This window comes from Halorubrum salinarum (assembly GCF_013267195.1).
GTDB lineage: Archaea > Halobacteriota > Halobacteria > Halobacteriales > Haloferacaceae > Halorubrum > Halorubrum salinarum.
Genome location: NZ_CP053941.1, coordinates 2,528,838 through 2,549,937 on the forward strand (window position 1 = coordinate 2,528,838; position 21,100 = coordinate 2,549,937).

Below are 21,100 nucleotides of genomic sequence, written 5' to 3' on the forward strand. Positions count from 1 at the left end.
CGCCGACCGGCAAAACGGTTGCGCCGTCCCGGACGCCGCTCCGGCAATCGCCCGTCACCGTCCGTCGGTCGCGACGCGCGCGAGCGCCCCGGCGAGCACCTCGGTCGCGGCGGCGCAGTCGGCCCAGTCGGTCCACTCGCGGGGGTTGTGCGAGATCCCGTCGCGCGACGGGGCGAACAGCAGCGACGCGTCCGTGACGCGCGCGACCCGCATCGCGTCGTGGGCGGCGCCGGAGTGGAGGTCGATCGCCTCGCGGCCCGCTGCGTCGGCGGCGTCGTGAGCGGCCTCGCGGAGGCGGTCGCTCATCGGCGTCGGCGCCACGTCGAACGGGCGCTCGAACTCGGTCTCGACCCCGCGCTCGCGCTCCAGCCGCGCCAGCGAGTCGCGCGCGGCGTCGACGATCGCCTCCATCGACTCGGCCTCCACGTCGCGCACGTCGACGCCCGCCTCGACGCGCCCGGGGACCACGTTCGTCGCGTTCGGGGCGACCGACAGCGACCCGACCGTGCCGACGGCCGAGGGCGACGACGACGCGACGACCTCGTTCGCGGCGGCCTCGACGTCCAGCACGAACTCGCTCGCGGCCGCCAGCGCGTCCGTCCGCTCGTCCATCGGGGTCGCGCCCGCGTGGTTCGCCTCCCCGTCGATCGTCGCCTCGCAGTGGGTGATCCCGGTGATCGTCGTCACGACGCCGGCCGCCGCGCCCGCCGCCTCCAGCGTCGTGTCCTGCTCGACGTGGAGCTCGTAGAACGCCCCCCACGACGCGGGCTCTAACGTCGTCGGCGCGCCCTCCGCGTCGGTCGGCGTGGCGGCGTCGACCGCGTCCCCGCCGCGGTAGCCGATCCGGTCGAGCGCCTCGCCGAGCGTCTCCCCCTCCGCGTCCGACAGCGCGAGCGCCTCGTCGAGCGCCAGCTCGCCCGTCGCGACGGTCGATCCCAGCAGGCCGTTGCCGAAGGTGCCGCCCTCCTCCTCGGTGAAGCTCACGACGCCGACGGGACGCTCCGGTTCGACGCCCTCGTCGCGCATCGCGCGGACGGCCTCCAGCGCGGCGTACACCCCGAGGGGCCCGTCGAAGATGCCGCCCTCGGGGACGCTGTCGAGGTGGCTCCCCGAGACGACCGGGGCGGCGTCCGGGTCGGCGCTCTCGGGGGTCCACGTCCCGAGGACGTTCCCGACGGCGTCGACGGTCACGTCGAGGCCGGCGTCGCGGAGGCGCGCGACCAGCCGGTCCCGGGCCTCCCGGTTGGCCTCGGTCCCCGTTCGGTTCGTTCGCGCGTGCGCGTCGGGGTCGTCCGTCTCGACCCGGCCGAACGCCGCGTTCGCCTCGATGTCCGCGCGGAGCCGGTCCGCGTCGACTGGGAGGTTCATACCGGCACCGGGTGCCGCGGGATCAAAACGGTTCGGGCTCCGGCCGGGCGCTCGGCGGCGCCGCCGTTCCCCGCCTGCGCCGCGCAGTCACTCGTTCCGCCGCGCGAGCCAGTAGCCGGCCGACCCCGCTCCGAGGCCGGCGGCGAACGAGCGCTTCGCCGCCGGGCCGTCGACCGAGCGCCCGACGGCGACCCCGAGCGCCGCCCACGCCAGCGCGACGCCGACGGTCCGCCCCGGGCCGCCTCGGAGCCGCCGACAGCCGGCGACCGTCCGCGCGTGCCGGTAGAGGTAGCCGGCCGCGAAGCCGACCGCGAACGGGGCGGCCCGGACCTCGCCGCCGGCCACTCGCCACCACGCGAGCAGGAGCACGACCCCGAGGCACTCGCTCGCGGCGCCGAGCGCGCGCAGCGCGTTCACCATGCGGAACGTTCGCACTCGACGCGAAAAGCGGTTTCGCCGGGCGCGGATCCGAAAGCACTTGTCGGGGGCCGTTCTGGTTCCGAGCGGTATGTCCCCGTTGCTCCTCCAGGGTGCGGCCGCCGGGATCGCCCTGCTGATCAGCCTCGTCTTCCTCGTCGTTCACCTGGCGATGATCGTGTGGACGTACTCGGACGCGCAGTCGCGAAGCGATCATCCGCCCGTGCTCTGGGCGCTCGTGGTGTTCTTCGCGCCGATCCTCGGTATCCTGCTGTACCTCATCATCGGCCGGAACTCCTACTGAAGCGTCGCCTCCCGGCGACCGCGTAGCGTGACCGCCCGCGCCGGCCCTCACACGCCCTTCAGCACGCTCGTCGCTCCGACCGTCTCGGCGACGACCCACGCGACGAACAGCGCGTAGGCCGCGAGCAGCGCGTACGACTCGCGCTCGCCGAGCGCGAGTCCCGTCCGAAGCGTCACGAACAGCAGGACGGTCGCGGCCGTCAGGACGCCGAACATCGGCACCGCCGTCGAGAAGTTCACCTCGACCGCGCCGACGATCAGCACGCCGAGCGGGATCGCGACCAGCAGGTCGAAGGTGTTCGAGCCGAGGACGTTGCCGAGGCTCGTCGCGCCGCGGTCGTCGCGCGCCGTCCGGACGCTCACCAGCGCGTCCGGCAGGCTCGTCGCCGCCGCGACGACCGTGACGCCGGCGAGGAACTCCGGGACGCCGAAGGCCGCGCCGAGCGACTCGACCGACGCGACCAGCCGCTCGACCGTGACGACGATGAGCCCGAGGCCCGCCGCCAGCTTCGCCCACTCCCGCCGGAGGTCGACCCCGTCGCGCACGCGCTCCGCCGCCGCGTCGTCCACGTCCTGGTACTGGATGAACAGGTAGAGCCCGTACAGCCCGAGGGGGATGACCGCGAGCGAGCGCGGCAGCTCCCCGACGATCGGATCCGTCGACACCGGGAAGTAGATGACCGCGAGCGCGAACGTCACGACCAGCGCCGAGACCGCGAGCATGTAGAACTGCGCCTCCTTGTACACGATCGCCCGGTTGGCCTCCAGCTCCTCCTCGGCCCCGAGGCCGGCGACCGCGGGGATCACGAGGACGTTGAAGATGGCCGACCCGACGAGCGCCCCGACGCCCATGTCGAAGACGCCGGTGAAGGCGGTGACGAGGACGCTCACGAGCTCCGGGAAGCTCGACCCGACCGCGACCACGACCGAACCCTGGACGACGGCCGGCAGCCCGTAGTAGCCGGCGAGGGTCTCGGCGGCCTCCTCCAGCCAGCCGCTCCCGACCCAGATCAGCCCGGTCGCCGCGGCGATCACGAGGACGTGGACGACCGGCGCGTCGGGGAGGATCCCCGTCACGGGCTACCGGACGTGTCGCCCGCCCAGCTCCCAGAGCCGGTCCGCTATCTCGTCGTCGAGCGCGTCGCGGGCGACGCGCCACTCCCAGTTGCCGGCCAGCGTGCCGGGCTCGTTGAACCGCGCGTCGCTGCCGAGCCCGAGCAGGTCCTGGAGCGTCGTCACCGCGAGGATCGCGTCCGACCCCCACACCGCGTCGATGATCGCCCACTCGGGCGGCTCCTCGGGGTCGGACCCGACGTTGTACCGGAAGCAGTCGCGCTGCTCGGGCGGGAGGTCCTCGAAGTAGCCGACCCAGGTGTCCGTGTCGTGCGTCGAGGTGTAGCCCACGACGCCCTCGCCGTAGTGCATCGGCTGGTACTGGTTCCCCTCCGCGCACCAGTCGGCGTACTGCGGGACGCGCATCCCCGGGAAGCCGAACTCCGCCATCAGTTCTTCCATCGCCGGCTCCTCGAACCCGAGGTCCTCCGCGATGAAGGGGGCCTCGCCCAGTTCGCGCTCCACGGTCTCGAACAGGTCCCGGCCCGGGCCGTCGCGCCACTCGCCGTCCGCGGGGTCGTCGCTGTCGGCCGGGATCGCCCAGTACTTCGCGAACCCGAGGAAGTGGTCGAGCCGCGCCACGTCCGCGAGCTCGAACAGCCGGCGGAACCGGTCGAGCCACCAGTCGTACCCCGACTCGGCGAGGTGCTCCCAGTCGTACAGCGGGTTCCCCCACCGCTGCCCGTCGTCGCCCGCGTTCGGCGGGACGCCCGCGACCGCAGTCGGGCGGTTCCCCTCGTCGAGCCGGAACGCCTCCGGGCTCGCCCACACGTCGGCGGAGTCGAGCGCGACGTAGATGGGCACGTCGCCGACGATAGACACCCCCTCCTCGGCCGCGACCGCCCGCAGGTCGCGCCACTGGCGGTCGAACGTCCACTGAACGAACTCGCGGAACCGGATCTCGCGGGCGTGCTCGTCGCGCGCCTCGGCCAGCGCCTCGGGGTCTCGCGTCCGCAGCGGCGCGGGCCAGTCGGTCCAGACGTCCTCCGGGCGCGCGTCGGAGAGCGCGCGGAACAGCGCGTAGTCGGCGAGCCACGGCTCGCGCTCGCGGAACTCGTCGAGCGCCGCGCGGTCCGCCTCCGTCGCCCGCTCCTCGAACCGGTCGAAGGCGGTCCGCAACAGCGGGAGCTTGTACTCGCGGACCGCGTCGTAGTCGACGCGGTCGGTCGGGAAGTCGGGGACCGGCGTCAGGTCGCCCTCGTCGAGCCAGCCGTCCGCGACGAGCCCGTCGGGGTCGACGAACAGCGGGTTGCCGGCGAACGCCGACGGCGACTGGTACGGCGACTCCCCGGCCACGGAGAGCGTCGGCCCGAACGGACAGATCTGCCAGTGGTCGACGCCGGCGTCGCCGAGGAACGAGAGGAAGTCGCGCGCGCCCTCGCCGAGGTCGCCGATCCCGTACGCCCCCGGCAGCGAGGTGACGTGACAGAAGACGGCGTCGGAGCGGTCGAATCGCATACGGCCCCCTGCGATCCCCACCGACTCAAGCGTTGCGTCCGGTCGGGTCGCGTCCGGGTGAGATTCCCGGTGCGGCGCCGGCGGCCGGGCGACCGCTCCCTCCCCGGCGACCGGGCAGCCGCTCACTCCCCGGCGACCGGCACTACCGCCACCTCGTCGACGCGGATCCGCTCCGTGCCCTCGCCGTCCTCGACGAGGCAGTCCTCGCCGGTGACGAGGTCGCGCTCCCCGTAGTCGAGGTCGACCGCGACGCTCGCGTCGACCGGCGCGAAGTTGAGGACGACGACGAGGTCGTCGTCGCCGTCGCGCCGTCGGAACGCCACCACGTCGTCCGGGTGGGCGTCGCCGCTGGCGACGACCGGCTCCTCCGAGAGGTCGCCGCTCGCGACGTGGTAGTCGACGCGCGAGAGGTCGCCGGCCGGCCCGAGCGCGGGGTGGTCCCGGCGGACCGCGAGCAGGCGCTCGTAGCGCTCGCGGACCTCCTCGCGCGCGTGGTCCCACGCGATCGCGTCGCGGCGCCCGCGCTGCCCGATCTCCTGGCCGGCGTACACCATCGGGACGCCCGGCAGCGTCATGATCGCCGCGCCCGCGGCGGCCGCGGCCGCGTCGCCGCACTCGACGCGGTAGCGCGTCTCGTCGTGGTTCTCGATGTACTGGAGGAACTCGGCGTGGTCCGGGAACCCGATCTCGGCGCGCTGGCCGACCGCGTCGAGGACGGACTCCGCGGGCGCCGCCCCCCGTCCGATCTGCCGGAGCTGGAAGTACAGCGTCGCGTCGAAGTGGACGTCGAACATCCCCTCGTGGAAGCCGGGGATGTACGGGATCGTCTCGTCCATCAGGAGGAACTCCCGGTCGACGTCCTTCACGCGGTCGCGGAGCTCCCGCCAGAAGGAGTCGGGGACCGCCCACGCCATGTCGCAGCGGAACCCGTCGACGAGCGGCGCCCACTCGTCGACCACGTCGAGCAGGAACCGCCGCACGTCGAGGTTCGCGTGATTGAGGTTCGCGATCAGCTCCCAGTCGAAGTAGGTGCCCGGCTCGCCCGACTCCTGCCACTCGTAGCGGTCGCGGTACGGCGACGCCGGGTTTTGGTAAGCGTCCCGGAACCACTCGTGCTCGCGCGCGGTGTGGTTGGCGACGAAGTCGAACAGCACGCGCATCCCGTGGTCGTGGGCGGTCTCGACGAGCGCCTCGAAGTCCTCGCGCTCGCCGAGGTCCTCGGCGGTGTCGAAGAAGTCGACGATGTTGTAGCCGTGCGGCTTCCCGTCGTGGCCGAGGACCGGGGTGAGCCACAGCGTGTCGACGCCGAGGTCGGCGATCCGCGGGATCCGCTCGGCGATGGCGTCGAACGCCTCGCCCTCGTCGGCGTCCGCGAAGGTGCGGACGAACACCTCGTAGACCGAGGCCTCGCGGGTCCACTCGGGCGGGTCGTTGAGCCGCACCGTCTCGAAGTCGGGCGCGTCCGGGACCCGCACGGGCTCGCCGCCCCCGGCCTCGTCGGCCGCGGCCCGGTCGCCCGCGGCGCGCTCGACGGCCGCCGCGTCGGCGACGCTCACGCGCGGGTCCTCGCCCGGGTCCCGCGCGACCGCGACGGCGTGTACCCGGAGCCGGTCCGGCACCGCGTCGAGCGGCACGCGGAGCTCGCGACCGTCGTCGCTCGCGCGGAGCGCGTCCCGCGGGTTCGTGCGGCCCGCCGCGACGGCGTCGGCCACGTCGCGGTCGTCGACGACGAACGTCACGGTCAGGTCGTCGGCGTCGAGCGAGGACTCCGGGTTCGGCGAGGGGACCGCGGTGAACACCGCCTCCCCGGCGTGTTCGCCCTCCTCGCCCGGGTCCCCGTCGAACGCGACGCTCGCGTCGACCCGCACGCGCGGCCGGTCGACTCCCTCGTATTGCTCCTGCGCGGCGTAATCGCGCGGCGCGTCGTCCGCGTCCCGGTCGCGGATCGCGGTCCCGCTCCCGCCCGCGACGTCGACGCCCTCGTAGCTCGCCGGGAACGCGCGGACGGTGAGGAGGTGGTCGCCGTCCGGGGCGTCGAGGCCGAGCAGGTAGCGTCCCGGCACGTCGGGCGTGAACCCGGTCACGGGGCCGTCGCCGACGGTCGCCTCGCTGTCGGGCGGCGCGTCGGCGACGCGCCACGCGTACGCGCCGTCCGGGTTCGGATCTCTCGGCGCAAGCTCCGTCCGCTCGCCGGTCGCGAGGAAGCGCGGGGGTCCGGGGTGGTGCATGTGACGGCCATCGACGCCCGGGGCCTTCGGTGTTGCTCTTGTGACGGTGGCCGCGCCGCGGCGCCGCTGGCCGCGCGGTTACCCGCCGCGGTCGTCAAGGCTTTTACTCCGGCAGGCGCAGGGCGGGTATGCGACTGCGTACCGCCCTTACGGAGCACGAACGTCGGCGCGGGGAGCGCTACCCGGCGGAGCACTCGATGACCGCCGGCGCGTTCACCGGCGACGACGGCCGACTGGTCCACGTGGGGCCGGACGGGACCGTCCACGACTGTTCGTACTCCCTCTCCGAGGTCGGCGGCGCCGACCGCCTCCGGATGGGGATAACCGCCGGGCGCGGCGTCCGCTGGTTCGACGACCTCGAGACGACCCGCCAGCACTACGACGGCGACACCCCCCTCGTCGAGACCGAGTACGACGCCGGCCGCTACACCATCCACCAGTTCGACCTCGTGGTGAGCGACACCCACCTCACCCACGTCGAACTGCGCGGCTCGCCCCCGGCAGAAGCCGAGCTCGTCGCCGCCTACGCGTTCTCGCCCGACATGGTCGAGGGCCGCGTCGGCAACATGGTCCACGACGGCGCCGGCCCCGAGGACGGCGGCGTCGTCGAGGTGTACCACCGGACCGAACACGACTTCCTCACGGCCTCGACGGGCCTCTCGAACGCCCACGGCCAGCGCCTGCGGACGATCCCCGAGCTGCTCGGCGAGGGCGGCGACGGGTTCCCGCACCGCGGCGAGATCGACCGGCGCGAGGACTCGCGGCTCACCCCGGACGTGGTCGTCCGCGCCCCGTTCGAGCGCGACGGGCGCACCGAGCGCGTCACGCTCGCGGGCCGCGCCGTCGTCGACCGCCGGGCCGCGCGCGACACCGGCGACGACGCGAAGGACGCCCTCACCGACGGGATCGACCGACAGCGCCGGATCGAGGCGGTGTCGAACATCGCGACCGCCTACCCCGACGCCGACGACCTCCGCGAGGCCGCCGACGGCCGCGGCCCGGACGTGCCCGAGGACGCCCCCCGGCGCTCGGTAATCGCGAGCGACCTCCGCGCGCTCGACCTGCTCACCGCGGAGTCCGGCGCGCGGATCGCCGCGCCCGAGTTCGACCCCTTCTACTCCACCTCGGGCGGCTACGGCTACACCTGGTTCCGCGACGAGGCGACGGTGTCGACCGCGCTGCTCGACGCGAGCGAGGAGCTCGGGCTCGACGCCGACGAGGAGCTGCTCGCGGCCGCGAGCTTCTTCTGCCGGACGCAGGACGCCGACGGCTCGTGGCCCCACCGAGTGTGGGCCGACTCGGGGAAGGTCGCGCCCGGCTGGGCGAACGCCCGGATCGAGGGCGCAAACGCGACACCCGGCCCGAACGACCAGCTCGACCAGCCCGCGACGGTCGTCGCGTTCCTCGCGACGCTGCGCCGCGAGGCCGACCTCCCCGCTGAGTGGCGCGACCGGATCGACGAGACGATCGCCGACGCCGTCGACTTCCTCCTGGAGACGACCGAGGACGACGGGCTGCCGCGCCGCTGTCAGAACTGCTGGGAGAACGCCCTCGGTCGGTTCACCCACACCGGCGCCGAGTACCTCCGGGCGTTCGCCGCGGTGGCGCGGGCGCCGGTCGACGAGTCGCTCCGCGCCGACGCCGCCGACGCCGCCGACGCGGCGCTGTCGGGCCTCGACGCGCGCTGGAACCCCGACGCGGGGCGGTTCCTCCAGCGCGCCAGCGACGAGGGGCAAGACGCCCGCGCCGACGCCAGCACCTTCGCGCTCGCGACGGCGGCCGCCGAGTACGCCGCCCTGCTCGACGACGAGGCCGCGCCGGGCGGCGACGCGGCCGCCACCGACGGCTCCGGGCCCGCCGGCGTCGACTCGGTCGCGACGACGGAGTTCGACCGCTTCCTCGACCGGGTCAACACGCACGTCCGGCAGACGATCGACGCGCTCCGGCGCGAGACCGCCTCGGTCGAGGGGCTCGTCAGGTTCACCGGCGACGACTGGCGCACGGCCGAACAGGGCGCCGCGAAGGTGTGGTCCATCGCGACGCTGTGGGGCGCGACGGCCGCGGCGACGCTCGCGGGCGTCGTCGACGAGCGCGGCGGGGCCGCCGGGCCGCTGTTCGCGGACGCCCGCGACCTGTACGCGCTGTGCGGCCCGGACGGCCCCTTCGTCAACGAGGCGGGACTGTTCGCGGAGCAGGCGTTCGACGACGGCGACCTCGACAGCGCGACGCCCATCGCGTGGTCGCACGCGCTCCGCATCGACGCGACCGTGACGCTGGCGAGCCACGGCGAGCTCCCGGTCCCGCACGACCGCGAGAGCGGCCCCGAGGCGGCGCCACACTGGACGACCGGCCGGAAGTTCGGCCTCGGCACGCCGGCCGACTACGAGGCCGACGACCCGGTCCCGGTGTGGTTCACGCTCACGGAGGGGGCGCTCACCGAGGCGCGGTTCCCGCGGATCGACGTGATGAACGTCCGCACGTTCGACTTCCTCGTCGCCGACCCCGACTCCGAGTACGCGATCCGCACGTTCGACGAGACGGGCCACGTCTCGGCGACGGAGACGATCGAGCGGACGACGGAGCCGGCGGCCGACGACGCGCTCGCGTACGTCCAGCGGATCCGCGAGACCGGCGACGGCCACGGGCACTCCTGGACGCTCCGGGTCGAGTACGCGGTCGACACCGACGGGACGGCGATCCTCGCGGACGTGCGGTTCGAGGGGAGCCGCGAGTACGACGTGTACGCGCTCGCCGACGCCACCATCGCCAACGTCGGCACGAACGACCGCGCCCAGCGCGTCGACGGCGACGGCGGCGCGCACCTGCTCGCGCGCAAGGACGACCCCGACCGCGACGCGGGCAAGCTCGTCGACGACGAGGGCGAGCCGTTCGACCCCGCCCTCGCGCTGGCGAGCGGCACGGGGTTCGACTGGGCGAGCGCGCTCGCGGCCGGCGGCGAGGCGGCCGACGCGCTGTTCGGCGACGGCGAGCGCGGCGAGGAGTCGGGCGAGGCGGTCGGCAACGTCGTTCTGGCCGGCCTCGTCGGCAGCGGCGAGACCGTCGCGGACACGGTCGCGCTCGGCTTCGCCGAGGACGCCGACACCGCGGCCGCGCTGGGCGAGGCCGAGGGGGCGCTCGCGCGCGGCTTCGACGACGCCGCGGACGCGTACGCCGAGACGTGGCGCTCGTGGCTCGCGGACCGCGAGCTCCCCGACTCGGTCGCGGACGACCCCGACCTCGCGGCGCAGTACCGCTTCGCGCTGATGACGCTCGCGGCCGTCGAGGACAAGGCCCACGACGGCGCGGGGATCGCGAGCCCCTCGGTCCCGTGGGGCGAGACGGAGTACGCCGCCGAGGACCGCGGCTACGGCTACAACTTCGTCTGGTCGCGGGACCTCTACCAGGTGTTCACGGCGCTGATCGAGATGGACGACCTCGGCCGCGGCGCCGACGCCCTGGCGTACCTCTACAACACCCAGCAGGACGACGACGGCTTCCTCCCGCAGAACACCTACATCGACGGCCGGACCCGGTGGGGCGGCGAGCAGATGGACAACATCGGCTTCCCCTCCGTGATGGCGTGGCAGCTGTACGAGCGCGGCGTGACGCTCGCCGACGCCGACTACACCTACGACCAGGTCGCCCGATCGCTCGATTACATCGCCGAGAACGGCCCCGAGACCGCCCAGGAGCGCTGGGAGGAGGAGGCGGGCTACTCGCCGTCGAGCATCGCGGCCGAGATCGCGGGCCTCGTCTGCGGCGCCGCGCTCGCGCTCGCCGAGGCCGACCGTCGCGACGGGGCCGACGAGGCGGGGAGCGGGGCGGCCGAGTCGCCCAAGTCGCTCCGCGCCGACGCGCTCGCGTGGCTCGCGCTCGCCGACGACTGGACCGCCCGCGTCGAGGACTGGTGCGCGACCGCGACCGGCACCGACCGCCACGACCGGACCCCGTACTACCTCCGGATCACGGCCGACGGCGACCCCGAGTCCGGCCGCCCCCGGACCATCGCCAACGACGGCCCGACGTACGACGAGCGCGAGATCGTCGACGGCGGCTTCCTCGAACTCGTCCGGCTGGGGATCAAGCCCGCCGACGACCCGGTGGTCCGGAACTCCGTCGCCGTCGTCGACGACTCGATCCGCGTCGACACGCCTCACGGCGCCGCCTGGTACCGCTACGTCGGCGACGCGTACGGCGAGATAGCGGTCGGCGACCCCGGCGCGCCGTGGGCCGGGACCGGCGACGGCCGCGGCCGCCTGTGGCCCATCTTCACCGGCGAGCGCGGGGAGTACGAGCTCCGCGCCCGCGGCGACGGCCCCGACGCCTTCGGCGGCACCGACGAGGACGCGCTCGAACCCGAGACGCTGCTGGAGACGATGGCGGGCTTCGGCAACTCCGGGCTGATGCTCCCCGAACAGGTGTGGGACCGCGAGCACCCGACGAAGTACGGCTGGGAGTTCGGCGAGGGCACCGGGGGGGCGACCCCCCTCGCGTGGTCGATGGCCGGCTTCGTCCGGCTGGCGCACGGCGTCGACGCGGGCGAGCCGGTCGAGACGCCGACCGTCGTCCGCGACCGCTACGTCGACCGCGACCGCCCGGCCGGTCCCGACCTGACGGCCACCGCCGAGTTCGTCGAGGACTCGGTCGTCGTCGCCGGTGAGACGAACGCCGCGCGCGTGGCAGTTCACACGCGGCAGGCGTCCCGGCTCGTCGCCCCCGACGCCGACGGCGCGTTCGAGGTCGACCTCGACGCGGACACCGACGCGCACACCGTCGTGGTCGCGGCCGCGACCGACGACGACTTCGAGACGGCGGGGACCGCCGTCGAGCGGCTCCGCCTGTAGCCCGTCGCAGCCGGGTCAGGTCGGCGGTTCGCGAACTCCTTCTACCCGAGGGCGGTCACGTCGACGGTGCGGGTCTCGCCGTCGACCTCGATCTCGACCGTCTCGGCGACGCGCTCGCGAACCGTTTCGCGCCAGTCCTCGACCGCCTCGGCGTGTCGCTTCCGCCGCGCCGCGAGGTCCGCGTCGGGGTGTTCCGCCGCCGTGTCGTCGACCTCGGGGTACGGCGGCGCGTCGGCCACCAGCGCCCGCGGGTCGATGTGGAGCGGCGCGGGAGGCCCGTCGCCGGCGTCCGCGTCCCCGTCGCCGCTTCCGGCGTCGAGCGCGTGGAGCCGCGCCCGCATCCGCCCGGAGAAGGGCGGCGTCGCGCGGAGGACGACCTCGCGGTCGCTCCGCAGCGTCGCTTCGATCGCGTTCGCCACGTCCTCGCGGTGGACCGCGACCGACCGGATCCGGTCGGGGCCCGCGCCCCGACTCCCCTCGTCGTCAGTCATCGTTCGCCGCCCACTCGGCGTCCGAGAGCGTTCGCTGGACCGCCTCCTCGCCGACCGCGCCGGCGAGGTGTTCGAAGCCCGCGCGGACCCCGCGGTCGCCGGCGTTCGCGACCAGCCGCGAGACGATGAACTCCGGCGTGGACTTCCCGACCGTCTCGAACCGCGGCTGGTAGTCGACGCGGAGTTCCAGGTCGTTCGTCAGCCCCTCCGCGAAGATGCCGTCGATCCGGGCCGCGTCGGGCAGCGGGCTCAGGTCCTCCGCGAGGTGCGTGACGTAGACGCCGAGCGCGCCGCGGTCGACCGTGAGCGTGACGAGGCCGTTCAGCAGGTCGGCGGCGCGGCCCGGCTCCGTGATCGCCTCGAACTCGTCGACGAGCATCAGCGTGCGGCCGTCCGCGACGAGTGGGGGGACGACGGACTTCAGCGTCGACTCCAGCACACCGGCGTTGAAGGAGGCGTGCCGGCGGTGGAAGACGATCCGGTCGAACGTCCCGACCTCGGCCGCGTCGGCGGGCACGGGCAGCCCCATCGACGCGAGCAGCGCGACCGCACAGAGGGTCTCCAAGAGCGTCGTCTTCCCGCCGGAGTTCGCCCCGGTGAGCACGCTCACGCGGTCGCCCGTCGGCGGCGCGTCGGCGCTCGCGACGCCCGCCTCGCCCGCGAGCGAGTGCGAACCGACCCCGTACGAGACCGGTTGAACGTCGCCGCCGAGGAAGGGGTTCCGCGCCCCGCGCACGGCGATGCCGTCGTCGACGAGCGTCGGGCGGACGTGCCCGTTCTCGGCCGCGAACCGCCCCAGAGAGAGCAGGAACGCGGCGTCGGACACGGCCGTCGCGGCGCGGGCGACGGTGGTGTCCTCGTCGCCCTCCGGTTCGTCCCCGAGCCGCTCCCGGATGTCGGCCGCGACGGCGGCCTCGCGCTCGTCGGCGGCGGCCTCCAGTTCGCCGACGAGGTCGCGCAGCGTCCCGGAGACGAAGTCGGCCGCGTCGAGCGCCTCGTCGGGCGCCGCCGACCGGACCGTCGCCGGCTCGACGCCGGTCTCGCGCGCGACGTGGTCGACCGTCGCCGCCTCCAGCGCCTCGAAGTCCCGGAGGCTCCCGTCGCGGACGGTTTCGAGCACGTCGAACGCGGAGTCCGCGAGGTCGCGCGCGGCCGAGAGCTGCTCGCGTAGCCGATCCAGCTCCGCGTCGGCGCCGGCCGCGATCTCGATGTCGTCGCCGTCGAGGTCGCCGGCGGGGTCGATCGAGCCCCGCACGTCGGCGAGCGCGTCGGCGGCGTCGCGCAGGCGGTCGCCGTCGAGCGCGCCCACGTCCGCGAACGGGCCGTCCGTCAACCCCGCCTCGCGGAGGGCGACGGCGGTCTCGACCGCGGCGAGGTCCGAGCCGTCGGCCTCGTCGTAGGCGGCGAAGGCGTCCGCGACGGCCTCGCGCTCGGCGTCGTCGAGGCCCTCCCACGCGTCGCGGGCGGCGACGACCCGGTCTAACCGCTGCTCGACGGCGTCGCGGTCGAGGAGTGGGGTCAGCACCCTGATCCGGTCGGCCGCGTGCGCGGTCAGCGCCGCGTCGGCCGCGAGCCCGAGGAGGTCGTCGTACACCGAGCGGGCGTCGCCAGTCGCGAGGACGTCCATTCCGGCCTCGCCGTTCGCCCGGCGGAGGATGCGGGTCGCGCGCCCCCGGTGGAGGCCGGCGTCGACGAGCGCGCGGACGTCGGCCGACTCGATCGCCTCGACGGCCCGTTCGGTCCCGAGCGCCTCGGTGAGCCGCTCGCTCGTCTTGGGGCCGATCCCCCAGTAGTCCTCCAGTCGCATACCTCGTGGTGTCGCCCCGGCGCCTTGGCGTTTTCGTCGCCCGCCCCGGCGGCCCCGCCGTCCCGATGTCTCTCTCGCCGTCCAGATTTCCCCGCGGTCTCGGCGGCGCGATCCGGCACGCGAGCGCTCTTGCCTCCGGCTCCCGTACGGGAGGCCATGGCAACCGAGATCGCCGAGGGCGTCTGGCGGATCGAGTGTCGCGGTGTCAACGCGTACCTCGTCTTCGACGACGTGCCGACGCTCGTCGACGCCGGGACTCCGTGGGACGAGGCCGCGATCCGGGACGGGCTCGACGACGCTGGCGTCGCCGTCTCGGAAGTCGGCCGCGTCCTGCTCACGCACTACGACCTCGACCACGTCGGGACGCTGGCGGCACTCGCGCCCGACCTCGACGCGCCGGTCCGCGCGTACGGCTTCGACGCCCAACTCCTCCGCGGGGCGCGGTCACCGCCGCTTCGGAACCACAAGGGCCTGATCCAGCGGCTCGGCGGGCTCGTCACCGACCGCACCGACCTCGACGTCGTCGGCGTCCGCGACGGCGAGCGGATCGGGTCGTTCACGGCGTACCACACGCCCGGCCACACGCCGGGTCACGTCGCGTACGTCAGCGAGGAACTTGGCGTCGGCCTCCTCGGCGACCTCGTCTCGGCGTCGGACGGCGATCTCGAACCCTCCGGCTGGCTAATCAGCTACGACACGGGAGCGGTGACGACGAGCGTCCGCGGGCTCGCCGAGCGCGCCCCGGCGTTCGAGGTCGCCTGCGTCGGGCACGGCGACCCGCTCGCGACGGGCGGCGGCGAGGCCCTGCGACGGCTGGCGGCGACCGTCTGATCTACCCGCCTACCGCGACTGCCGGTAGATGAGGTTGCGCTGGATGTCGTTTGCGCCCTCGTAGATCACCGGGATGCGCACGTCGCGGTAGACGCGGGCGATCCGGCGCTCGGTCAGGATCGAGCGGCCGCCGTGGAGCTTCATGCCCTTCTCGGCGCAGTCGGTGGCGACCTCCGTCGACTTGGTCTTCGCCAGCGCGGCCCAGTAGCCGGCGTCCTCGTTGTTCGCGACCTTCTCGCAGGCGCGCCAGTTGAGCGCCCGCGCCGACTCGAACCCGATCCGCATGTCCGAGATGGTGTGCTGGACGGCCTGGAAGTCGTCGATGGTGCGGCCGAACGCCTCGCGCTCGTCGATGAACGCCTCCGCCTCCTCGATGGCGGCCGCGGCGAGCCCGAGCCCGTGGCCCCCGACGATGACGCGGCCGTGGTTGAAGAAGTCCGCGAGCACGTAGAAGCCGCCGCCCTCGCTGCCGACGACGTTCTCCTCGGGCACGAAGCAGTCATCGAAGACGATGTGGCCCTGCTTGGACGCGCGCATCCCCATCTTCTCGGGGATGTGCTCGGCCTCGTAGCCGTCGGAGTCGGTCTCGACGATGAACAGCGTGTAGTTGGAGTAGCGGTCGTCGCTCTCGCCGGTCTTCGCGTAGACGGTCAGCCAGTCGGCCTCGACCGCGTTGCCGACCCAGTACTTCTCGCCGGTCAGCTCGTACCCGCCCTCGACCTTCTCGGCCTTCGTCGTCATGCCCGCCAGGTCGGAGCCGGTCTGCGGCTCGGAGACCGCGAGCCCGGAGATCTGGTCGTTCTCGGCGACGGGCCGGAGGTACTTCTCCTTCTGTTCCTCGGTCCCGTAATCCTCGACCATCTCCGCGCCGAAGCTGGCCAGCTGGAGGGTGAGCGCGATGCCGGCGTCGGCGCGGTAGAACTCCTCCGCGATGGCCAGCACCTGCGCCAGGTCGAACCCCTTGCCGCCGTACTCCTCGCCGATGTCTTGGGCGACCAGTCCGGCGTCCATTCCCGCTTCGAGCACTTCCCACGGGTACTCGCCGGACTCGTAGTACGCCTCCGCGTTCGGGGCGATGTACTCGTCGGCGAACTCCCGCGCCTCCTGTTTGACCTCTCGCGCGCGCTCCGGCACGATGCTGTCGTCGAGCAGCTCCATACGACTCGTCAGAACTCCGCGGGCAAAACGTCGGTGGAACAACGAAGAACGTCGGGTGAGTTTATGTGCCATCGGCCGCGTCCGAGTCGCCCGACCCGTTGGCGTCTGTATCGCCCGACTCCTCGGCGTCCGCGCCGTTCTCTCCCTCGGTCTCCGCCGGCTCCCTCTCGGGCTCGTCGTCGCTCGTCGGTCCGCCCGCGACCTCCTCGGCGTCGGCGATGTCGACCTCCTCGGGGCGCTCGGCGTCGGACTCCGAGGCGCTCGCGCCGTCCGGAGGCGTCGCCTCCGCCTGCTCGACCGGCTCGGCGGGATCCGCGGGCTTGAACCCCGCCGTCTCCAGGTCCGCGTCGGTGTTCTTTCGGGGGTCCGTGCCGCGCTCCCGGAGGAGCGCCCGCGTCGCCTCCCTGTCGACCGTCCCGGAGACGGTCCGGGGGAGCTCCTCGACGTACGCGACCGTCTTCGGGATCTTGAAGCCGGCGAGGCGCTCCCGAGCGTGGTCGACGAACGCGCCCTCGTCGATCGGTGCGGGACCGACGCCCTCGCCCCCGACGACCGGCGTCGCGTCGTCGGGGCCCGTCGCGTCGTCGGGGCCCGTCGCGTCGTCGGATCTCGTCTCCTCGTCGGCCAGGTCGGCCGACTCCTCCTCCGGTACGCCGGTCTCCGTCGGGTCGGGATCACCGTTCGCGGCGTCTTCCGTGGCACCAGCCCCGTTCGGGAACCGGTCGCCGACGGCGACGAGCGCCGCCACGCGCTCGCCCCACACCTCGTCGTCGAGGCCGACGACTGCCACGTCCTCGACCTCGGCGTACCCCCGGAGCACGTCTCCGACCTCGCCCGGCTCGACGTTCTCGCCGCCGGTGATGATCCGGTCGTCGACCCGGTTGAGCACGTGGAGGTACCCCTCCTCGTCGAACCGTCCCACGTCGCCGGTGTGGAGCCCGTAGGGGCCGAAGTCCGACCGGTCGATGTCCGCGGGGTCGATCCCGTTCAGGTCGACGTCGTCGGGGGCCGCCGCGTCTCCGTTGTCGGGGGGCGCCACGTCGCCGTCGTCGTCCGCCTCGGACCCGTCGCCGTCGCCCTGCGCGAGGTACCCCGGCGTGATCGTCGGGCCCCTGACGACGACCTCGCCGGTCTCGCCGGGCTCGACCGGGTCGCCGTCGTCGCCGACGACCGTTACGTCAGTGCCGAAGAGGGGCCGGCCGACCGTCCCGATCCGGTCCCTGGTCTGTCGCGGCGTCGCGGTAGTGATCTGCGAGGCCGCCTCGGTCATCCCGTACGTCGGGTAGACCGGGATCGAGTAGTCGCGACACCGCTCCAACAGCTCCGCCGGCGCGGGCGCGCCGCCGAGCAGGACCACGCGGAGCGAGTCCGACAGCGTCCCGCGTCGGTCGAGCATCCGCTTGAGCATCGTCGGGACGAGCGAGACGCCGGTCACGTCGTAGGCGTCGATGTCGTCCGCGGTGCCGCCGGCGTCGAACCCCTCGCGCAACACGAGCGTCGCCCCGTACATGACCGACCGATACACCGGCGCGAGCCCGCCCATGTGGTGGAGCGACAGCGACACGAGCCAGCGGTCGTCCGCCTCGACCCCCAGCCGGAACGCCGAGGCGACCGCCGAGCTGTACACGTTGCCAGCGGTCAGCGGCACGGGCTTGGGCTCGCCGGTCGTCCCCGAGGTGAACAGCACGCAGAGCGGGTCGTCGAACGACCACGCCGGCGGGTCGAGCGCCGCCGGGTCGACGTCGTGGATCCCGGTGACCTCGGCGCTCGTCGGGTCGTCGACGGAGTAGACGGGGACCCCTTCGATCTCCGCCGTCGCGTCGGTCGCCGTCGCCTCCGTCGGCTCCGCGCAGACCACGGCGTCGAGGTCGGTCCGGTCGATCCGCGCGGCGATCTCGCGCGCGGTCAGCTCCTGACCGAGCGGGACGAACGTCGCCCCGATCCGCATCGTCGCGTGGACGAGGCCGACGGTGCCGACGTACGGTGGGGTCAGCACGCCGATCCGGTCGCCCTCGCCGAGCCCGTGCGCGACGAGCCGACCGGCCGTCTCGGCGACCAGTCGGTCGAGGTCGGTGTAGCTCCACGCCTCGCCGTCCTCGGCGCGGATCAGGGCGGTGTCGTCCGGCGACGAGACTACCCGGTGGGAGAGCCAGTCGCGCATCGGTGTCACCCGCGTCCGCCGAGTGCGGTGCGACTACTCATCCGCCGACTGTCGCACGGTCAACACCGGTACGTCCGACGTGCGGACGACCCGCTCCGTGACGCTCCCGAGCAGGTAGCGGTCGATCCCCTTCCGCCCGTGGGTCCCCATCACCACGACGTCGATGCCGTGGTCGTCGACGTAGTTGTGGATGGACCGGTAGGCGGTCCCGGACGTGACGCTGGTGACGCACTCGACGCCGGCGTCCGCGGCGGCCTCGGCGACGCGGGTCGTCGCCTCCTCGCCCTCCGATTCGAGCGCCTCGACGACGACCTCCGCGCCCGCCTCGAGGCTGGAGTACGCCGCGCCGTCGACGACGTACAGCGCGTGGAGGCGAGCGTCGTATCGGTCCGCGAGGTCGATCGCGTGTTCGATCGCGGCGTCCGACGCCGGGCTGCCGTCCGTCGGAACAAGGATCTCTGAGTACATCTCACCCCGTGGTTCGACGGGTAGCGATTAAAAACCCGATCAACTGTCTCGATCCGCGGCAGCGCCGAGGCGGCGCCGTCCGTCCCTACCGGAACCCCATCGCTTCGATCTGCTCTTGATACCGGTTGCGGATGGTGACCTCGGTGACCTGCGCCACGTCGGCGACCTCCCGCTGGGTCTTCTTCTCGTTACAGAGCAGCGACGCGGCGTAGATGGCGGCCGCCGCGAAGCCGGTGGGCGACTTCCCGGAGAGGAGGCCCTGCTCCGCGGAGACGTCGATGATCTCGGTCGCCTTCGACTGGACCTCCTCGGAGAGCTGGAGCGCGGACGCGAACCGCGGGACGAACTGCTTTGGGTCGACCGGCTTCAGTTCCAGGCCGAGCTCCTGGGAGATGTAACGATAGGTGCGGCCGATCTCCTTTTGCGGGACCCGCGAGACGTCGGCGACCTCGTCGAGGCTGCGGGGGATCCCCTCCTGTCGGCAGGCGGCGTACAGCGCGGCGGTAGAGACGCCCTCGATGGATCGCCCCCGGATGAGGTCCTCGTTGAGCGCGCGGCGATAGATGACGGAGGCGACCTCGCGTACCGAGCGCGGCACGCCGAGCGCGCTGGCCATCCGGTCGATCTCCGAGAGCGCGAACTGGAGGTTGCGCTCGCCCGCGTCTTTGGTCCGAATTCGCTCCTGCCACTTCCGCAGGCGGTGCATCTGCGAGCGCTTCTCCGAGGAGAGCGACCGCCCGTAGGCGTCCTTGTCCTTCCAGTCGATGGTCGTCGTCAGCCCCTTGTCGTGCATCGTCTCCGTGATGGGGGCGCCGACGCGCGACTTGGACTGCCGCTCGTTGTGGTTGAACGCGCGCCACTCCGGGCCGCGGTCGATGTTCCGTTCGTCCAAGACGAGCCCGCAGTCCTCGCAGACGAGTTCTTGGTCGGCGTCGGTGACGATGTCCTCCGAGTCACACTCCGGACAGGAGACCGTCGATTCGTCCGTTTCCTGCTCCGTGTCCCGCTCCTGTTGCCGCTGGCGACTCGGACGTTCCATTAAAAGGTTTGTGGTCAGTCGCACATTTAAACCTTGTCCACCCCCATCAACGATCCTGATGATCCGTGTGCGCTCGGTCACCCGGTTAACCGCTCGGAGAGCGCGTTTGCCGACGGATCCGGGAATACGGGATCGGGTCAGCTCGGGTCGCGACTCGTCTCGGTCCGCCGCCGCGACGCACGAAACGTGACCGCGGTTCGGGGTCGAATTCCCCGCCGGATTTCAGGGCCCGAGATCGCGGCCCCACTGCGAGCGAATTCCGGCGCTCGGAGACGCTCGCACGCCCTTCTCGATGCGTTCGTCGCCGTCGGGTCTCGTCTCTTGATCTCTGGTTATTACCACTAAACATCTATAAAGATTTTTGTATAACCAATGCCAATAGGCGTGTATGAGCACCACCTCCTCGTCCGGCATCGAACGCACGCTACGCGGCTGTCGCCCCGCGGACGTCGACCCGGTCGTCATCGACGCGACCGACCTCGACAGCACCGCGCCCGACCACCTCCGCGACCTCAAGCAGGGGCTCGCCGCCCGGGGCTACCAGCCAGCCGCCGTCGCGACCGAGGCGTCGTTCGACGCCGAGAGCACGCTCGAACGCCAGCGCGAGGCCGACCGCCTCCGCGAGCTCGTCCGGGCGGCGTCGTTCCTCGGCGCCGGGCGGATCGAGGTCGCCGTCGAAAACGAGCCGTGCGAGGAGACCCGCACGGCGCTCGCGGCGCTCGCCGAGCGAGCCGACCGCGAGGGCGTCGAGTTCGTCCGCGTCGACGGCGCCGCCTGACCGATGGCGACGAAGCGGTCGCTCGCGGCCAAGCTCGGCGTCGTCGCCGGCTTCGAGCGCCCGGACGCCGCCCTGGAACAGTACCCGACACCCCCGGAGCTGGCCGCCCACGTCGTCCACCTCGCCGACCTCCACGGCGACGTCGACGGCCGGACCGTGATCGACCTCGGCGCCGGGACCGGGATGCTCGCGCTGGCCGCGGCGCTGCGCGGCCCCGCCCGCGTCGTCGGCCTCGAACTCGACGGCGGCGCGCTCGCGACCGCCCGCGCCAACGAGCGTCGCGTCGCCGCCAGCGCGCCGGTCCACTGGGTCCGCGGCGACGCCACCCGCCCCCCGCTGGCCGTCGCGGAGCCGGCGACGGTCGTGATGAACCCACCGTTCGGCGCGCAGGACGGGAACCGCAACGCCGACCGGGAGTTCCTCGCGGTCGCGAGCGACCTCGCCGACGTCTCCTACTCGGTCCACAACGGCGGGAGCCGGGAGTTCGTCGAGGCGTTCGCCGCCGACGAGGGCGGCGAGGTGACCCACGCGTTCGCGGCCGAGTTCCGGATCGACGCGCAGTTCGACCACCACACGGACGCGGCGCGCGACATCGACACCGAAGTGTACCGGATCGAGTGGTCGTAGGCCCCTGAC

Annotated in this window: 16 protein-coding genes; 5 read left to right on the top strand and 11 right to left on the bottom strand. The window is 73.2% G+C overall.

Going from position 1 to position 21,100, the window contains the following annotated elements:
• Nucleotides 1-54 precede the first annotated feature (54 nt).
• Nucleotides 55-1,368, bottom strand: a complete 1,314-nt coding sequence (locus HPS36_RS12940) for a Zn-dependent hydrolase (RefSeq protein ID WP_173230455.1) — start codon at nt 1,366-1,368, stop codon at nt 55-57.
• Nucleotides 1,369-1,455: 87 nt separating this feature from the next.
• Nucleotides 1,456-1,788 carry a hypothetical protein gene (locus tag HPS36_RS12945; protein WP_173230456.1) on the bottom strand — a complete coding sequence of 111 codons (333 nt, stop codon included), beginning with the start codon at nt 1,786-1,788 and terminating at the stop codon, nt 1,456-1,458.
• An 88-nt stretch (nt 1,789-1,876) separates the two neighbouring features.
• On the opposite strand from HPS36_RS12945, the gene HPS36_RS12950 reads away from it, so the two are divergent.
• Nucleotides 1,877-2,089: a PLDc N-terminal domain-containing protein gene (locus HPS36_RS12950; RefSeq protein WP_137716118.1), complete on the top strand. Its 213-nt coding sequence runs from the start codon at nt 1,877-1,879 to the stop codon at nt 2,087-2,089.
• Between the two features lie 47 nt (nt 2,090-2,136).
• Here HPS36_RS12950 and HPS36_RS12955 read toward each other — a convergent pair whose 3' ends face one another.
• From HPS36_RS12955 to malA, 3 genes are all read right to left on the bottom strand, one after another.
• Nucleotides 2,137-3,165: a sodium:calcium antiporter gene (locus HPS36_RS12955; RefSeq protein ID WP_173230457.1), complete on the bottom strand. Its 1,029-nt coding sequence runs from the start codon at nt 3,163-3,165 to the stop codon at nt 2,137-2,139.
• Nucleotides 3,166-3,168: 3 nt separating this feature from the next.
• Entirely contained in the window at nt 3,169-4,659 is a 1,491-nt protein-coding gene (gene malQ, locus HPS36_RS12960) for a 4-alpha-glucanotransferase (protein ID WP_173230458.1), read from the bottom strand.
• A 122-nt stretch (nt 4,660-4,781) separates the two neighbouring features.
• Nucleotides 4,782-6,887, bottom strand: a complete 2,106-nt coding sequence (malA, locus tag HPS36_RS12965) for an alpha-amylase MalA (RefSeq protein WP_173230459.1) — start codon at nt 6,885-6,887, stop codon at nt 4,782-4,784.
• Nucleotides 6,888-7,015: 128 nt separating this feature from the next.
• Here malA and HPS36_RS12970 point away from each other — a divergent pair, with 128 nt between their 5' ends.
• Entirely contained in the window at nt 7,016-11,731 is a 4,716-nt protein-coding gene (locus HPS36_RS12970) for a glycoside hydrolase family 15 protein (protein ID WP_173230460.1), read from the top strand.
• 41 nt (nt 11,732-11,772) lie between these two features.
• Here the strand turns inward: HPS36_RS12970 and HPS36_RS12975 are convergent, their stop codons facing one another.
• Nucleotides 11,773-12,222 carry a hypothetical protein gene (locus tag HPS36_RS12975; RefSeq protein WP_173230461.1) on the bottom strand — a complete coding sequence of 150 codons (450 nt, stop codon included), beginning with the start codon at nt 12,220-12,222 and terminating at the stop codon, nt 11,773-11,775.
• A complete protein-coding gene (locus tag HPS36_RS12980; protein WP_173230462.1) occupies nt 12,215-14,029 on the bottom strand; it encodes a MutS-related protein in 1,815 nt (604 codons plus the stop codon). Before HPS36_RS12980 ends, HPS36_RS12975 begins: the two co-directional genes overlap by 8 nt.
• A gap of 156 nt (nt 14,030-14,185) precedes the next feature.
• Here HPS36_RS12980 and HPS36_RS12985 point away from each other — a divergent pair, with 156 nt between their 5' ends.
• Nucleotides 14,186-14,860, top strand: a complete 675-nt coding sequence (locus HPS36_RS12985; RefSeq protein WP_173230463.1) for an MBL fold metallo-hydrolase — start codon at nt 14,186-14,188, stop codon at nt 14,858-14,860.
• Between the two features lie 9 nt (nt 14,861-14,869).
• On the opposite strand, the gene HPS36_RS12990 is transcribed toward HPS36_RS12985, so the two are convergent.
• The 4 genes from HPS36_RS12990 to HPS36_RS13005 all read right to left on the bottom strand — a co-directional run bounded on the left by HPS36_RS12990 (nt 14,870) and on the right by HPS36_RS13005 (nt 19,686).
• Nucleotides 14,870-16,018 (bottom strand): acyl-CoA dehydrogenase family protein, encoded by a 1,149-nt coding sequence (locus HPS36_RS12990; RefSeq protein WP_137716125.1) that lies wholly within the window; start codon nt 16,016-16,018, stop codon nt 14,870-14,872.
• A gap of 61 nt (nt 16,019-16,079) precedes the next feature.
• On the bottom strand, nt 16,080-18,179 hold the full coding sequence (locus tag HPS36_RS12995) for an AMP-binding protein (RefSeq protein WP_173230464.1): 2,100 nt from the start codon (nt 18,177-18,179) through the stop codon (nt 16,080-16,082).
• A gap of 33 nt (nt 18,180-18,212) precedes the next feature.
• A complete protein-coding gene (locus HPS36_RS13000) occupies nt 18,213-18,647 on the bottom strand; it encodes a universal stress protein (protein ID WP_137716127.1) in 435 nt (144 codons plus the stop codon).
• Nucleotides 18,648-18,732: 85 nt separating this feature from the next.
• Nucleotides 18,733-19,686: a transcription initiation factor IIB gene (locus HPS36_RS13005; protein WP_053771462.1), complete on the bottom strand. Its 954-nt coding sequence runs from the start codon at nt 19,684-19,686 to the stop codon at nt 18,733-18,735.
• Between the two features lie 388 nt (nt 19,687-20,074).
• Between HPS36_RS13005 and HPS36_RS13010 the strand changes: the two genes are divergently transcribed.
• Together HPS36_RS13010 and HPS36_RS13015 are read left to right on the top strand one after the other, a co-directional pair.
• Nucleotides 20,075-20,464 (top strand): apurinic/apyrimidinic endonuclease family protein, encoded by a 390-nt coding sequence (locus tag HPS36_RS13010; protein WP_173230465.1) that lies wholly within the window; start codon nt 20,075-20,077, stop codon nt 20,462-20,464.
• 3 nt (nt 20,465-20,467) lie between these two features.
• Complete coding sequence (locus HPS36_RS13015) at nt 20,468-21,091, top strand: METTL5 family protein (RefSeq protein ID WP_173230466.1); 624 nt, start codon at nt 20,468-20,470, stop codon at nt 21,089-21,091.
• The last annotated feature ends 9 nt before the right edge of the window (nt 21,092-21,100 follow it).